Annotated in this window: 13 protein-coding genes; 7 read left to right on the top strand and 6 right to left on the bottom strand. The window is 69.1% G+C overall.

The features are described 5' to 3' along the window. Positions 1–55: 55 nt before the first annotated feature. Genes ACIA12_RS34900 through ACIA12_RS34875 form a run of 6 tightly spaced genes read left to right on the top strand, consistent with a single transcriptional unit; the run spans position 56 to position 8038 of the window. Positions 56–1354, top strand: coding sequence for an SWIM zinc finger family protein (locus ACIA12_RS34900; RefSeq protein ID WP_396371599.1), 1299 nt, complete (start codon positions 56–58; stop codon positions 1352–1354). Further along, positions 1351–2757, top strand: a complete 1407-nt coding sequence (locus tag ACIA12_RS34895) for a DUF5691 domain-containing protein (RefSeq protein WP_396371566.1) — start codon at positions 1351–1353, stop codon at positions 2755–2757. The genes ACIA12_RS34900 and ACIA12_RS34895 overlap by 4 nt, the downstream gene beginning before the upstream one ends. After that, complete coding sequence (locus tag ACIA12_RS34890) at positions 2754–3842, top strand: AAA family ATPase (protein ID WP_396371565.1); 1089 nt, start codon at positions 2754–2756, stop codon at positions 3840–3842. Before ACIA12_RS34895 ends, ACIA12_RS34890 begins: the two co-directional genes overlap by 4 nt. Then, the gene (locus ACIA12_RS34885) at positions 3839–6016 is read left to right on the top strand and encodes a DUF5682 family protein (RefSeq protein WP_396371564.1); all 2178 of its coding nucleotides are present in this window, start codon (positions 3839–3841) and stop codon (positions 6014–6016) included. The genes ACIA12_RS34890 and ACIA12_RS34885 overlap by 4 nt, the downstream gene beginning before the upstream one ends. Continuing rightward, the gene (locus ACIA12_RS34880) at positions 6013–7170 is read left to right on the top strand and encodes a VWA domain-containing protein (RefSeq protein ID WP_396371563.1); all 1158 of its coding nucleotides are present in this window, start codon (positions 6013–6015) and stop codon (positions 7168–7170) included. Before ACIA12_RS34885 ends, ACIA12_RS34880 begins: the two co-directional genes overlap by 4 nt. Positions 7171–7192: 22 nt before the next feature. Further along, complete coding sequence (locus ACIA12_RS34875) at positions 7193–8038, top strand: methionyl-tRNA formyltransferase (RefSeq protein WP_396371561.1); 846 nt, start codon at positions 7193–7195, stop codon at positions 8036–8038. Here the strand turns inward: ACIA12_RS34875 and ACIA12_RS34870 are convergent. From ACIA12_RS34870 to ACIA12_RS34860, 3 genes are all read right to left on the bottom strand, one after another. Next, complete coding sequence (locus ACIA12_RS34870) at positions 8019–8372, bottom strand: J domain-containing protein (protein ID WP_396371560.1); 354 nt, start codon at positions 8370–8372, stop codon at positions 8019–8021. The genes ACIA12_RS34875 and ACIA12_RS34870 overlap by 20 nt on opposite strands. 182 nt (positions 8373–8554) lie before the next feature. Then, entirely contained in the window at positions 8555–8857 is a 303-nt protein-coding gene (locus ACIA12_RS34865) for a hypothetical protein (protein ID WP_396371559.1), read from the bottom strand. 106 nt (positions 8858–8963) lie between these two features. Further along, positions 8964–9404 (bottom strand): Hsp20/alpha crystallin family protein, encoded by a 441-nt coding sequence (locus ACIA12_RS34860; protein ID WP_396371558.1) that lies wholly within the window; start codon positions 9402–9404, stop codon positions 8964–8966. A 178-nt stretch (positions 9405–9582) separates the two neighbouring features. Between ACIA12_RS34860 and ACIA12_RS34855 the strand changes: the two genes are divergently transcribed. After that, positions 9583–10119 (top strand): hypothetical protein, encoded by a 537-nt coding sequence (locus ACIA12_RS34855; RefSeq protein ID WP_396371557.1) that lies wholly within the window; start codon positions 9583–9585, stop codon positions 10117–10119. Between the two features lie 118 nt (positions 10120–10237). On the opposite strand, the gene ACIA12_RS34850 is transcribed toward ACIA12_RS34855, so the two are convergent. The 3 genes from ACIA12_RS34850 to ACIA12_RS34840 all read right to left on the bottom strand — a co-directional run bounded on the left by ACIA12_RS34850 (position 10238) and on the right by ACIA12_RS34840 (position 13169). Continuing rightward, positions 10238–10867, bottom strand: coding sequence for a hypothetical protein (locus ACIA12_RS34850; RefSeq protein ID WP_396371556.1), 630 nt, complete (start codon positions 10865–10867; stop codon positions 10238–10240). A 69-nt stretch (positions 10868–10936) separates the two neighbouring features. Beyond that, complete coding sequence (locus ACIA12_RS34845; RefSeq protein ID WP_396371598.1) at positions 10937–12136, bottom strand: hypothetical protein; 1200 nt, start codon at positions 12134–12136, stop codon at positions 10937–10939. After that, positions 12120–13169, bottom strand: a complete 1050-nt coding sequence (locus ACIA12_RS34840; protein WP_396371555.1) for a glycosyltransferase — start codon at positions 13167–13169, stop codon at positions 12120–12122. Before ACIA12_RS34840 ends, ACIA12_RS34845 begins: the two co-directional genes overlap by 17 nt. Positions 13170–13171 lie beyond the last annotated feature (2 nt).

The following is a 13171-nucleotide window of genomic DNA, read 5'->3' as shown; positions in this document are numbered from 1 at the left end:
GCATGCTCTGCGGGGTAGGGACTGAGCGGCAGGGGGTGTGGTGGCGGGCTTGGATGTGGAGCAGGTGCTTGCTTTGGCGCCCGATCCCGCGTCGGCCAAGGCTGCCCAGAGCCTGGCGCGCCCTGAGAAATGGTCGCAGACAGGTGGCTCCGAGCGGGCTCTCTGGGGCCTGTGTCAGGGGAGTGGGAAGAAGCCGTACGAGACGGTGGTCGACCTGGGCGGGCCTGCGTTCAAGTGCTCGTGTCCCAGCCGGAAGTTCCCCTGCAAGCATTCGCTCGGACTGATGTTGCTGGCGGCCGGTGAGCACCTGGAGACGGCGGCTGAGCCGGCTTGGGTGACGCAATGGATCGAGGAGCGGGCAAGCAGGGCTGAGAAGGCGGCTGAGAAGAGCGAGAAGAAGCCGGGTGAGGTTGCGGATCCGTTGGCGGCGCAGCAGCGGATGGCTCGGCGGGCTGATCGGGTGTCGGCGGGGATGGCTGAGCTGGAGAGCTGGCTTGATGACCAGGTACGCCGCGGCCTCGGCGGGTTCGAGCAGCGCGGGTACTCCGAGCTGAGCCGTCTGGCCGCCCGCATGGTCGACGCACAGGCACCAGGAGTAGCAGGCGCCGTACGCCGAGCCGCCGCCGTAGTCGGCCGCACCCACGGCTGGCCGGGCGAACTCCTCGAGGAGCTCTCCCTCATCCACCTGATCGTCTCCGCCCACAAGCGGCTGGCCGAGCTCCCACCCAGCCTCGCCGACACCGTCCAGTCCCGCATCGGCTGGACCGTCGAAACCGCCCGCGTCCTCGCAGAAGGCGAGAAGGTAGAAGACGACTGGCTGGTCCTGGGCCGGGTGATCGAGCCCGACGACCACCTGACCGTACGACGCCTGTGGCTACGCGGCTCCACCACTGGACGCCTGGCCCTGATCCTCAACTTCGCAGCCGGCGGCCGTCAGCTGGACCCTCTCCCGGCCCGCCCCGGCGAACTAGTCCCCGCAGTCCTCTCCTACTACCCGGGCGCCCTCCCCATGCGAGCCCTGCTAACGCAGACCGCCCCACGCCGACCAGCTCCCCGCCCAGGCGGCCTCACCGCCAAGCAAGCCCTGGCTCAGTACGTCGAATCGCTAGCAGCCGACCCCTGGAACGAGCGCTGGCCGCTGGTCCTCGCAGACGTCCGCCCAACCCCCAACGGCGACAACTGGGCTCTGATCGACGCCAACCAAGACGCACTGGAAGTCCTGCCCGGTGTAGACCTCTGGAAGCTCCTAGCTGTCTCCGCAGGCGACCCAGTGACCGTCGCCGGCGAGTGGAACCGAGCAGGCTTCAAGCCGATGACCTGCTGGCACGGCGACCGCCCGGTGATCCTGTCATGAGGGGCTGGGACGGCCTGGTCAGCTCAGCTCTGCTCGGTACCGACCGCAGACCACCCCACTTCGAGGAACTCCCGCCGAAGATCCAGGAGGAACTAGGCGAAGGTGGCCTACTCGACGCCGCCGCGCTGGCCACTCTCTACAAGCGGGCCGGTCGGACACCCCTCGAAGGGCTCCAGCCGCTACCCGCCGCCCCCGGTGAGGACAGCCCGCTCCCGAGGCCGGCCGCGATCCGCAGGCTGGCGGCGATGCTCAGTGGGTTTCAGACGACAGCACTTGGCGAGTGGCTGCGCACGGCCGATGCGAAGGGGTGGGGTGTTCCGCCGGAGTACCTGCCGGCGCTGGCCGACCACGCGCGCGGCCGTGCGGAGTACAGGCCGTTGGTGGTGAAGGCGGCCGGACGCCGGGCGAGCTGGCTTGCGGATCTCAACCCTGATTGGCGATTCCTGCACGAGGCTGTTGTCGAGGGCAATGATCAGTGGACGCACGGGAATCCGACCCAGCGACGCAGTTGGTTGCGAGCGCTGCGCAAGAGCGATCCGGCGGCAGCACTGGAAGCGCTGGAAGAGGTCTGGCCCGCCGAGCCGGCTGCCGTCCGGCTCGACTTCCTCAGCCTGCTTGGAGCCAACCTGTCCGGCACCAACGCGGCGGCCGACGAAGCCTTTCTGGAGCGGGCGCTGGATGATCGTTCGAAGGAGGTCCGGCGGGCGGCGGCCGGTCTGCTGCAGCGCATTCCTGGTTCGCAGTACGGCGAGCGGATGGCGCAGCGGGTCTGGTCGCACCTGACGGTCAGCCAGGGCGTCCTCGCCGTCGACCTGCCGACCAGACTGACAAAAGCGATGGAGCGTGACGGCGTCGAGCCGGAGCCGCAGGAGGGATTCGGCAAGCGGGCTTGGTGGTTCCTCCAGATTGTGGCCGCCGCTCCACTCAAGACCTACGAGCTCGACTACCTGAAGCTACCGGTCGAGGGTTGCTCGCCCGAGGTCCTCCAGGTCGCCTGGGCGCAAGCGGCCGTCCGCGAAGGCAACGCCGACTGGGCCCGCGCACTTCTGCGAGCGAACACCAGGACCGGCGGCCGGGTCGCCGAGCTGCTGAAGATCCTGCCGCCCGAGGAGTGGGTGCCGGCCATCGAGTCGCTGCGCGCCCGCGTCGACATCGCTGACCTGGTCGGCGGCCTGCCGGTGCCGTGGCCTGCCCAGTTGGGCAATGCGGTACTCGACCAGCTGGCCAAGGTCGGCAGCGATCGCCGGCACGCGCGACTCGCGAGCATCGCGGCACGCGCGGTACCGGCCGAAGTACTGGACCATCTGATCACCCGTGAGCCGACCGGTGAGGAAGACACCTGGCGGCGGCGCTTGGTCGAGACCCTGATTTTCCGTCGTGAAATGTACGAGGAGCTGTCATGACAGTGAGCCCTGAGGTCCTTCGCCCGCACGCCGAGCACGAGTACGCCGACGAGCTGGCCGCCCTGGCAGCCACCGACGACCGCACCCGGCCTCCCTCGTGGAAGCTGTCGCCCGCCGCCGTGGTCACCTACCTCCTGGGTGGCAAGGCAGGAGACGTCGAGATCACCCCCAAGTATGTCGGCCCGCGGCGGCTCGTCGAGGTCGCCGTCGCCACCCTCGCGACGGACCGCGCGCTGTTGCTGCTCGGCGTACCGGGTACTGCGAAGACGTGGGTCAGCGAGCACCTGGCGGCGGCGATCAGCGGCGACTCGACGCTGCTCGTGCAGGGGACGGCGGGCACTGCCGAGGAGTCGATCCGCTACGGCTGGAACTACGCGCAGTTGATTGCCCAAGGCCCCAGTGAGCAGGCGCTGGTGCCGAGTCCGGTGTTCCGCGCGATGGCCGACGCGAAGATCGCCCGGATCGAGGAGCTGACCCGGATGCCGTCCGACGTCCAGGACGCGCTGATCACGATCCTGTCCGAGAAGGCGCTGCCGATCTCCGAGCTGGGCACCGAAGTCCAGGCCCGCAAGGGATTCAACGTCATCGCCACCGCCAACGATCGCGACAAGGGCGTCAACGAGCTGTCCAGCGCGCTCAGAAGAAGATTCAACACCGTCGTACTTCCGTTGCCCGACGACGCCGAGGACGAGGTCGGCATCGTCTCCCGCCGGGTCGCGCAACTCGGCTCGTCGCTCGAGCTGCCGCAGCAGGATGACGCGCTGGAGGAGATCCGCCGCGTCGTCACCGTGTTCCGCGAGCTGAGGTCGGGCCGAACCGAAGACGGCCGTACCGCCGTCAAGTCACCGTCAGGCACCCTCTCGACGGCCGAGGCGATCAGCGTCGTCACCGGCGGACTCGCCTTGGCCGCGCACTTCGGCGACGGCGTTCTCCGGTCGAACGACGTCGCCGGCGGCATCCTCGGGGCCGTGGTGAAGGACCCGTCGGCGGATCGGGTGGTCTGGTCGGAGTACCTCGAAACCGTCGTCCGCGAGCGCGACGGCTGGGCCGATTTCTATCGGGCGTGCCGGGACATCTCGGGATGAGCGTCCACCTCTTCGGCATCAGGCACCACGGTCCCGGGTCCGCCCGGGCGCTCGCGGCTGCCCTGGCGGAGTTGCAGCCGGACATCGTGCTGATCGAGGGACCGCCCGAGGCAGACAAGGTGGTCGAGCTGGCGGCCTCCGAGGAGATGGTGCCGCCGGTCGCGCTGCTGGCCTACGCGGCGGACGACTCGACCCGGGCCGCTTTCTGGCCGTTCGCGGTGTTCAGCCCGGAATGGCAGGCCATCAAGCACGCATTGGCGGCCGGCATACCGGTGCGTTTCTGCGATCTGCCGGCGGCGTACCAGTTCGGTAGCTCTGACAAATCCGACCGCCGCGGAGCATCAGCGGATCCGCTGGCGACGCTGGCCGCGGCTGGTGGGTACGACGATCCCGAGCGCTGGTGGGACGACGTGATCGAGCATCGGCGCGACGGCGCCGAGCCGTTCACGGTCATCGCCGAGGCGATGACCGAACTGCGGCGCGGTGAGGAGGCGACCGGCCGCGAGGCCCAGCGCGAGGCCTACATGCGCACGACCTTGCGCAAGGCGATCAAGGAAGGTTTCGAGCGGATCGCCGTCGTCTGCGGCGCCTGGCATGTCCCGGCCCTGCAAATTCCGTTGCCTACAGCAACACATGACCAGAAGATCCTGAGGGGCCTGCCGAAGCGCAAGGTCGCCTGTACCTGGGTACCGTGGACGCATGGCCGGCTCGCCACCGCCAGCGGCTACGGCGCCGGCGTCACCTCACCCGGCTGGTACCACCACCTCTTCACCGCGCCCGACCAGATCACCACGCGATGGCTGACGAAGGTCGCCCAGGTACTGCGCAAAGAAGACCTCCCGGTGTCGAGCGCGCACATCATCGAGGCCGTACGCCTCGCCGATGCCCTTGCTGCGTTGAGAGAACGCCCCCTCGCCGGGTTGAGTGAGGTCACCGAGGCCACTCGGGCGGTGATGTGTGGCGGCAACGACGTACTGCTCAACCTGGTGACTCGCGAGGCCGTGGTCGGCGAGTTGCTGGGCGCAGTACCGGCCGAGACGCCGCAAGCTCCCGTCGCGGCGGACCTTGCAGCGCAGGCCAAGACCCTCAGGTTGAAGCGAGACGCCGCCGAACGGGTGATCGAGCTGGATCTGCGCAAGCCGAACGACCTGGCGAAGTCGCGCCTGCTGCACCGGCTCCGCATCCTCGGCATCGACTGGGGGCTGCCGACCGCGGACGAGCGACGCAACCAAGGCACCTTCCGGGAGAGCTGGAAGCTCGCCTGGGACCCGGGCCTCGAGGTCGATCTGGTCGCCGCCGGCGCCCACGGCACGACCGTGCTCGGAGCCGCCACGACGACGATGCTCAAAGCCGCCGAGGATTCAGCAACTCTGGCCGAGGTGACCTCAGCCTTGGAGCGCTCGCTGCTGGCCGACCTCGAAGACGCCCTGCCGACGCTGCTCCAAGGCGTCGACACCCGAGCCGCGAAGGACGCCGATGTCGGGCACTTGATGGCCGCGCTGCCCGCCCTCGCGCGATCCGCCCGGTACGGCGACGTGCGCGGCTCATCAGCCGAAGGCCTCGGCCTGGTCGCCGCACGAATGGTCTCGCGCGTCTGCGCAGGACTCGGCCGAACCGTGCACGGCCTCGACCCCGAAGCAGCCGCCAAGGTCCTGGAACTCATCGACGACGTCCAGGACGCGACGGCCCTGCTCGACGAGACCATCCGCGAAGAATGGCTCGCGACCCTGCAAGGCCTGAGCGACCGCCCATCCGTACCACCCTTGATCGCCGGCCGCCTCACCCGCCTGATGCTCGACACCTCGCGATTGGAGGCGGCAGAGGTCGCACTGCGGCTGGGCCGAGCGCTTTCTCCCGGTACGCCGACAGCCGACGCGGCCGGCTATGTCGAGGGCTTCCTCGCCGGTGGTGGACTCCTGCTGGTCCACGACGAACGCCTGCTCGCCCTGGTCGACACCTGGCTCGCAGCGATCCCCGATGACGCGTTCCTGGAGGCGTTGCCCTTGCTGCGCAGGACCTTCGGCACCTTCGCCTCACCCGAACGGCGCTCGATCGGCGACCGTGCCAGAGCGCTCGCCGACCCGGCAGCCGCCATCGTCGCCGACGACCACGAGCTGGATTCGTTGCTCGCGGCATCGGTCCTGCCGGTCGTCAAGCAATTGCTGGGGGTGTGACGATGGCCGACGACGAACGGATGCGCCGCTGGCGGATGGTCCTCGGCAGCGAGGCCGACCCGGAGACCGGTTCAGAGCTGTCCTCCACCGACCGCTCCGTCGACGCAGCACTGGCCGCTCTGTACGACGCCGAGCGCGGCGAGCCCGGTACGAAGCGTTCAGCCGGACTGGGTTCATCAGCACCACGCGTCGCCCGCTGGCTGGGGGACATCCGGCAGTACTTCCCGAGCACGGTCGTCCAGGTGATGCAGCGCGATGCGGTGGAGCGGCTGGGCATCACCCGGATGCTGATGGAACCCGAGCTGCTCAACGCGGTCGAGCCGGACGTCCACCTGGTCAGCACGTTGCTGGCGCTCAACGAGGTCATGCCCGAGGAGACCAAGCAGACCGCCCGTGAGGTGGTCGGCCGCGTCGTCGCCCAGTTGGAGGCCCGGCTGGCCGAGCGCACCCGGGCGGCGGTGACCGGTGCGCTCGACCGCGCCGGTCGTACCGGTCGGCCGCGGCACTCGGACATCGACTGGGACCGGACGATCCGCGCCAATCTCAAGCACTTCTCGCCGACGCTCGGCACGATCGTCCCGGACCGGCTGGTCGGCTACGCCCGGCGCAACCACAGCGTGCAGCGGGATGTGGTGCTGGCGATCGACCAGTCGGGGTCGATGGCCGAATCCGTCGTCTACGCGAGCCTGTTCGGCGCGGTACTGGGCTCCATGCGCGCGCTGCGGACGAGCCTCGTCGTCTTCGACACGGCCGTCGTCGACCTCACCGAGGAGCTGGACGATCCGGTGGACGTCCTGTTCGGCACCCAGCTCGGCGGCGGCACCGACATCAACCGCGCCGTCGCGTACTGCGAACAGCTCATCACCCGGCCCGGCGAAACGGTGATGGTTCTGATCAGCGACCTCTACGAAGGCGGCATCCGCGAGGAGCTCCTGCGCAGAGCGCGCAACCTGGTCGAGTCCGGCGTCCAGCTGATCGCGTTGCTCGCGCTGTCGGATTCGGGCACCCCGTCGTACGACGCCGAGAACGCGGCCGCCCTCGCCGACCTCGGCGTACCGACCTTCGCCTGTACCCCCGAACTCTTCCCCGACCTGATGGCCGCCGCGATCCGCCGCGACGACATCTCCGCCTGGGCGGCGACGAATCTCGATTGAGTCGTGGTGATTGACTGAGCGCATGCGGATCGTGACGATGAACGCGTTCTTGCCCGGCTACAACAACATCGCTGGGTGGGCGGAGGAGCACGGCCACGAGATCGTCCTGGTGGTGACTCCTCCAGCGGGCGCCGGCGACCGGTACGACGCGGCTGCGCCGCCGTTCGTGCTCGGACTGCCACGCACGGCCGACGTCCTGGTCACCAGCAAGCTCCGCACCGTGGCCGCGCCGGCGATCGCCGCGCTGGAGCCCGACCTGGTCATCTCGGCCGCATTCCCACGGCTCATACCGGCCGAGATCCTGAAGATCCCGACCTACGGAGCGGTGAACCTGCACCCCTCGCCACTGCCGGCCGGGCGCGGGCCGAATCCGGTCCGGCTGGTCTACGAAGGCGCGACGACGGTCGGCGCGACCCTGCATCGGACCGAGGCGGAGTTCGACACCGGCGCGATCCTGAGTCAGCGTGAGCGGCCGCTGCCCGAGAACCTCACCGGCCCGGCGATCTTCGAGGCCTGGCGGGAGATGCTGCGCGAAGTACTGGTCGAAGGTGCTGCGCGAGCCCTTGCCGGGGAGCCCGGCTCGCCGCAGGATCCAGCGCTGGCCTCGGAGGCGCCGATGTTCACGCCGGAGGAGCAGGTGCTGCGGTTGAGCGATCCGGGCGCGACTCTGGTGCGGAAGTCCGCTGCGCTGAACGTGCTCGAGGCGAAGAGCAAGGTGATCGTGGCGGGGACGAAGCAGTCCGTCCGGCGGATCGAGCTCGTCTCGGCCGGTGAAGAGTCGTCGCAGGCCGGCGAGATCATCACGTATCACACGGACGGCTGGACGGTCCGGTCAGGCGACGGAGTTGTCAGGTTGTACACGACCTGAAGGTGCTTCGGTCCGGGGGTTCCCATCGGGTCGGACCGAAGCGGATCGCCGGCGGTTGCCGGAAGAGGCGTGGTCTGGGCGCGGTTGGTCCTGGGGCTACGGACGGCTGGGGATGAGCCCGGTCGTAGGCGGCACGACGGGCCGGGTCGCGCAGGACGGCATAGGCGACGAGGACTTCCTGCAAGAGCCGGTCGGCCTGCGGGTCGGGGCGTGACTCGCTGCGGGTGTCAGGGTGAAGGCGACGGACGAGGGCTCGGAAGGCCTGGTCCAGCTGGGTCCTGGTACTCGCGACGGTGAGGCCGAGTACTTGGTAAGGGTCCGGGGTCGCTGCCATGACTGTTTCCGTTGGCTGGCTTGCGGGATCGGGGATCGGGGATCGGGGAGGGACGGGGTGATGCGGCGGCCCGTCAAAATGTGTCGTCCTGGGAAGGACAGGCGGCGGGTCGAGGTGCCGCGGATCGAGGTTGTTCGACGGGCGGCCGCATCACCGGTCTGCAGAACTGTGATCTGGGGTGGTCAGCTCCTTTCGGGCAACGGGGACTGGACTGGTCGTCGCGGCGGGGGACCGCGCTGCCGGCTCTCGGGCCGGCGGTGCCGCGCCGGGGTGGCGGGCAGGCCGGGGCGCTGCGGTTTCGGCAGCGGCGGCCGGCCGGCCCATCCACCGTCGGGCGGGCACTCCTTCCCGAGCGGTGGCTCGCACGGTGACTCCCAGCACGCGGCGATCAAGGCATCGAACTCGGCCCGGACCAGGTCGACGTCGTCGTAGACGAGCTCTGCGAAGACGTCGGCCTCGGTGGGCCGTGGTGCGGTCGTGGTCATCGATCTCACCTCGTCGACAACTTCAGTCTGCCTTCATCACTGCGTCACTGCGTCACTGCGGGGAAACGAGCAGGCCTGCGACCGGGGTCGCGGCCGGCGATACCGGTCAGGCGTCGATCTGCTTGCGGTCGCTGTCCGCGGCGGCGATCGAGATCTTGCGCGGTTTGGCCTGCGCCGCGATCGGGATCTTCAGGGTCAGCACGCCGCTGTCGTAGCTCGCCTCGATGTGGTCGGCGTCGAGGGTCTCACCGAGGAACAGTTGCCGGGAGAACACCCCACGCGGCCGCTCGGCGACCTGCATCTCCACGTTGTCGCCCAGGTCCAGCGGCCGGCGTTCGGCCTTCACCGTGAGCACGTTGCGTTCGACGTCCAGGTCGATCGCGTCGGGCGCGACGCCTGGGAGATCGAACGAGACCACGTACTGGTCGCCTTCTCGGTAGGCGTCCATCGGCATCGCCGTCGGCCGGGACCACGTGCCGGTCTGGTTGCCGAAGAACTGCTGGGCGAACTGGTCGAGTTCACGGAACGGATCGGTGCGCATCAACATCGTCCTGCACCTCCTGCTTCGTCGATTCGAGGTGTCAATACGCACTTCCGATATAACACTTCGACCGGCCGGCCGCAAGACCCTTTTCGTTCTTCGATCGCGGTGCCGGGATCGAGTTTGTCCGGCGGCGTCCGGAGTGCTAATTCCTTGTACAGAGGGCGATTCGACCAGGGGAGGGATGTTGAGCTGCAAGGCCTGGGGGCGGCTCATCGCAGTACTTCTGCTGTATCCGTTGATGGCGACCACGGTCGCGCTCGACGCGCTGTGGATCACGGCGTACGACCGCCACTGGCCGCCCGGCCTCTACACCGTGGCGGCGCTCCTGATCGCCGGAGCGGTCTCGACCAGCAGGCAACGGTTGTCGTGTCTTCCGCCAGCGGCCTGCCTTGCGGTCGGTGCGGTGGGGATCGGACTGGCCAACGTGGCGATGATCGTGGCGACCGCTGAGGTTGCGAGCACCAGACAGTACTCCGCGGCTGTGGTGGCGCTGGTGATGAGCGGGCTGACCTTGGTGCTCACCGCCTTGGCTTGCCGCCTCGGCGAGGTCGCGGTCGAGGCGCGTGACGCTCAGCCGGTACGCCGTACGGAGGCTGTCGACACACAGCCGACGCTCATCGACCCCGTGCTCGCCGAACAGGCACTCGCGGAACTGGTCCGCGCCGCCGACCTTCGCACCGCGACGCTGATCGACCTCGACGAGGCACGGGCCGCCTGACCCCGGCATCGCCCGCTTCTTCGCGGCGATCGATTCGCTCGTCAGCGCCGAGGGAGGAACAACAGCCGCCGTGCCCATTGCCTGACGGCAGCGGACACGGCGACCGTGTGGTAGCGGATCAGCCGGCCAGGAAGGCTGAGGTGGTGGCGCGGGCGAGGACGGTGGTCAGGCCTGCTTTGTCTGCGACGGTGCCGGCGACGGTGAGCTCGACGCCGGCGGAGCTGCCGTCGCCGTACGCGTCCTGGAAGCGGGTCGCCACCCAGCGGGTGTGGTTGGCGGCGTCGGTGTAGGTGTACACGATCGTGGAGTACACGACCCGGCCCGAGCGGGCGGTGGCCACGCCCTGGATCTTCAGGTTCTTGGTGTTCTTCAGCGCCTTCTGCTTCTGCGCGACGGCCTGCCTGGTGCTCAGGTTGTACGGGCCCTGGGCCACGCGGAGGAAGTACGACCCGGACCGGGGCGTGAACTTCGCGTCGCTGTGGTTGAGCGAGGTCACCTTCCACCCCTTCGGCACGACCGCGCCGATGTGGCAGTCCTTGCCGCCGAACCAGTTCCCCTCCATGCAGAACCAGCGGGCGTTGACGAAGCTCAGGCTGGACGGCTTGAGGCCGGTGGCGTTGCCGGCGGCAACATTGTGCGTGGTTGCCGCGTTGCTCGGCAGCGCGCCGAGCAGCATCGCTCCGGCGGCGCCGACGGCCGCGATCCCTGCGGTGGCAGCGGAAACGGCCAGCTTGATCTTCTTGTTCATGATTCCCCAAACCCCTTGTGTCAGTCTCGGCAGCACCCCCTCGGCCCTGCACAGACTGAGACGACGTCGCTAGCCGAAAGGTTGACGGCCGATCAGGTTTTTCTTCGGGGCGTAGTAGCTCGTCGGCGTGGATGCTCTGGGCAAGCTCCCGAGAGCAGGCGCGAGGGCCTCCGGGGTGGGGATCAGGACCGAGTCGCCGCGAGCGATGGCGGGGTCCAGGTACTCATGGCCGGGCAGGTTGGCGACCGCGGTCCGGCAGCCGAGCAGCATGCCCTCGAAGAGGGCAGTGGTGGAGACGCCGACCTGGTACGTCGCAGCCGCCAGTAGGGCCAGCGTGTTGCCCGACGACAGCCGGACGCCGCTAGGAACGGCATAGTCCGTACTGCGCTCGCTCGGGTGCAGGTGGAAGGCCACGTCCAAGTCTGGCCGGGCACTGGCCAGCGTGGCTGCATAGGAGAGGAGTGCCGGGCCGGTGGTGCCTTGGGAAAGGAAGACGACCAGGCGCGGGTCCTTGGCCGCCAGCTCGGTTGCCGACAGCGGGGAGATGAAGGAGGCGCCGGACACCTCGGCCTTCATCCCCGCCGGTAGCTCGGCGACGTCGGTCCAGTACGAGCCGAAGCACCAGAGCTCGTCGGGCTGGTCGGCCACGTCGGGACGGCCGGGATAGCTGTAGCCGAGGTGGTACGGGCTGATCGCGCCGTGCTGGAGTTCGACGACGCGGATGCCGAGGTCGCGGGCGGCCCCGACGATGTGCTGGTGGAAGTACGCGACCACGACGTACACGGTCTTGATCCGGCGGCGCTTGAGCAGCGTGCGATAGATCGCCCGCAGCCGAGCGTGTTTCGGGACCTCGCGAGCGACCAGTGCAGCGACCGGGACCTTGATGCCCGTCTCGCTCTCCAATGCCGACGCGATCTCGGCGCAGCGGGCATGCACACGCCGGCTGCGGACAGCGCCGGCCGCCGAGGTGAAGAAGTCGAGATTGACGCTCCCCGGCAGCGGCGTCCCGTTGATCCCCGAGTCGAGGACCAGTGCCGAGTCGCCGAGCGCCGCACGCAGTGAGTCGGTGTAGATCTCGATGCCGCCGGGCTTGCGGGGGTGCGGGACCACCAGGGCGTCGTACGAGCCGCGGGCCAGGAACGGGTTGCGGGTGACGGTACCGGCGACATGCTTGCCGACGAGACGGACCTGGTCGGCGCGGGTACGGCGTACCGGGTGGGGGTCGCCGTGCAGGCCGCTGCGCCGGGTCAGCTCATGGAAGATGCGCATCCGGATGATCGGCCACGGACGTACGCCGTCGATCTGCCAGGTCAGCAGGTCCAGCTCCCGCTCGGCCTTCCAGATCGCCTGGCAGACCGTCGTCACCGTCAGGATGGTGCCTCTCCCGGTACTCGTCATGGTTGATCCCTACTATCCCCGCGAGGCTGCCGATGCCGGAGAAGAACCGGCGGACGGCCTTCAGCAGGTAGGCCTTCCGGAGCGACACCAGGCCGCCCAGGCCGAAGCCCAGCGCCGACACGATCCGGGCCAAAGAATAGGCCAGTACCAGGACGTAGCCGCGCACGCCCGGCCGGATCAGCAGTCGGCTGATGGTGTCGCCGCTACCTGAGCGGAAGGCGCGGCGGACCAGCCAGGACAGGGTCGTCCGGGACGGTGGCACATGTTCGTGAATCTGGGCTTCCTCGCACCAGACGATCCGGTACCCGGCGCGGTGCACGCGGAGGAAGAAGTGCAGGTCGCTGGAGCCGGTGTAGCGGAAGGCGGGATGGAAGCTGGGCGTCACCGAGTGGTAGACGTGCTGGGCGACCAGGGTGTTGTTCGTGTACGCCTTGTTCCGCGGGTCGCCGGTCTGGTGCCGGCCGGTGGAGTCGTGGACGTCGCTGTGCCGGTTCCAGGCCGGCGCGCCGGGTGGCAGGATGCCCCGGACCGGGCCGGTGACAACGTCGGCGCCGGTCGAGCGCCAGGCGCGCAGCAGGGTGGCGAGCCAGCCGGGCGGAGCCACCTCGTCGTCGTCGACGAAGATCAGCGCGTCGTCGTCCCAGGCGAGCAGGACCGACTTCTCCCGGGCGAACGGGATTCCCGGCTCCGGTTCCATCGCCGCCTCGACCGGGTAGCGGCCGTCCTTGGCCGCGCGCTCGATCACCTCGGTGGCGCTGCCCTCGTCGTCGTTGTCGACGACGATGATCCGGACGGTGTAATCCTCTTCGGCCGGAAGTTCCTGGGCGAGCAGGCTGTCGAGCAGCGCTTCCAGCAGCGCGGGTCGCCGAAAGGTGATGACGGCGATCGCGACCCTGGTGCCCATGC

The sequence above is a fragment of the Kribbella sp. NPDC051620 genome, assembly GCF_044453825.1.
Lineage (GTDB): Bacteria > Actinomycetota > Actinomycetes > Propionibacteriales > Kribbellaceae > Kribbella.
Note: the sequence above shows the minus strand (reverse complement) of the source record. Positions and strands in the feature narration are given on the sequence as shown.

What these genes read in the sequence shown, in the direction of transcription:
- ACIA12_RS34865 (WP_396371559.1), bottom strand. Translation starts at nt 8,857, where the DNA reads ATGACCACGACCGCACCACGGCCCACCGAGGCCGACGTCTTCGCAGAG.
- ACIA12_RS34840 (WP_396371555.1), bottom strand. Translation starts at nt 13,169, where the DNA reads ATGGGCACCAGGGTCGCGATCGCCGTCATCACCTTTCGGCGACCCGCG.
- ACIA12_RS34845 (WP_396371598.1), bottom strand. Translation starts at nt 12,136, where the DNA reads ATGCGCATCTTCCATGAGCTGACCCGGCGCAGCGGCCTGCACGGCGAC.
- ACIA12_RS34870 (WP_396371560.1), bottom strand. Translation starts at nt 8,372, where the DNA reads ATGGCAGCGACCCCGGACCCTTACCAAGTACTCGGCCTCACCGTCGCG.
- ACIA12_RS34855 (WP_396371557.1), top strand. Translation starts at nt 9,583, where the DNA reads ATGTTGAGCTGCAAGGCCTGGGGGCGGCTCATCGCAGTACTTCTGCTG.
- ACIA12_RS34890 (WP_396371565.1), top strand. Translation starts at nt 2,754, where the DNA reads ATGACAGTGAGCCCTGAGGTCCTTCGCCCGCACGCCGAGCACGAGTAC.
- ACIA12_RS34875 (WP_396371561.1), top strand. Translation starts at nt 7,193, where the DNA reads ATGCGGATCGTGACGATGAACGCGTTCTTGCCCGGCTACAACAACATC.
- ACIA12_RS34895 (WP_396371566.1), top strand. Translation starts at nt 1,351, where the DNA reads ATGAGGGGCTGGGACGGCCTGGTCAGCTCAGCTCTGCTCGGTACCGAC.
- ACIA12_RS34885 (WP_396371564.1), top strand. Translation starts at nt 3,839, where the DNA reads ATGAGCGTCCACCTCTTCGGCATCAGGCACCACGGTCCCGGGTCCGCC.
- ACIA12_RS34850 (WP_396371556.1), bottom strand. Translation starts at nt 10,867, where the DNA reads ATGAACAAGAAGATCAAGCTGGCCGTTTCCGCTGCCACCGCAGGGATC.
- ACIA12_RS34860 (WP_396371558.1), bottom strand. Translation starts at nt 9,404, where the DNA reads ATGTTGATGCGCACCGATCCGTTCCGTGAACTCGACCAGTTCGCCCAG.